The following is a 1058-nucleotide window of genomic DNA, read 5'->3' as shown; positions in this document are numbered from 1 at the left end:
GGCGCCTACCAGCTCTGGCAGGCCTACAGGTCAGCCCACCTCACCGACCGGGTCAACAACACCCTGCACGCCCTCATGAACACCCTGATGGCCGCCATGCTCTGGAACCTGGCACCCTCCACCCTCCTGGCCCAGATCGGACTCCTCGCCGGCGCCGCTCTCTGGTTCATCATCCAGGCCGTCGCCCGCCCCGAGTACAAACTCCTCTGCGCCGGCACCCAGGGCCGGCTCAAATGCGCCTACCACGCCCTCACCATGACCGCCGCAGCCCTCATGATCGCCACCATGACCCACCCCGGCAGCACCACCACCTCCGCAACCGGCAAACCCGGCGGAACACCCCTGCCGATGCCCATGGACCATGCCCACCACGCCATGGCCACCACACCCCACACCCCAGCGACAGGAACCCCAACAGCGGCACCTGCACTCGGCCTGACCCCCGGCATCCTCCTCACACTCCTGTTCACCACCGCCGCACTGACCTTCCTCATCCTCCTGATCCGCAACCGGACAACACCCACCCACCACACAACCGCCCGCAAACACTCCACCCGCACAGAACACGCCCTCGAAGCCCTCGGCGCCACCAGCATGGCCCTCATGTTCGCCACCACCACATAACCCGGCGCAGCCTCAAACCTGCAAAGCCAGGACGACAAAGGCGGCACCCACCAGGGTGCCGCCGTTTTGCGTGTTGCCGTGTTTTCGAATGTTTCCAACATGTTAACGGGGGTGGGAATTTATGGTGCCGAATTTCTCAAGGAAATGTCTATAAATAACTTTCCCAAGTGAATTCCCTCGCGTAGTTTTGCTTCTGAAAGGAACGCGGGTGACCGGTATCACACCTATTCATACGGCGCCCGGAGATGAACAGATCTGCCAAGGACGAACAGTTCTGAGAATCCAAGGAACCCTTTTCCGCCTATCGCCCCAACGGCAACACCACCAGGCTTCGGGGCCGTAGACATCCTCATCCTGTCAGGGACTTATCTAGGAGAATTAGCATGACTGTCGATATTGAAACTTCAGCTGTTGTCGGGGTTTCGCACCCGTTG

At 60.9% G+C, this 1058-nt stretch carries 1 protein-coding gene; it reads left to right on the top strand.

Going from position 1 to position 1058, the window contains the following annotated elements:
• On the top strand, positions 1-624 hold a 624-nt coding region (locus ACFTSA_RS24480), incomplete at its 5' end, for a DUF5134 domain-containing protein (RefSeq protein WP_377954698.1).
• Positions 625-1058: the final 434 nt, after the last annotated feature.

The organism is Arthrobacter sp. NPDC057013 (assembly GCF_042674585.1).
Taxonomy (GTDB): domain Bacteria; phylum Actinomycetota; class Actinomycetes; order Actinomycetales; family Micrococcaceae; genus Arthrobacter.
The sequence above is the reverse complement of the archived record's forward strand: the minus strand, read 5'-3'. Positions and strand labels throughout refer to the sequence as shown.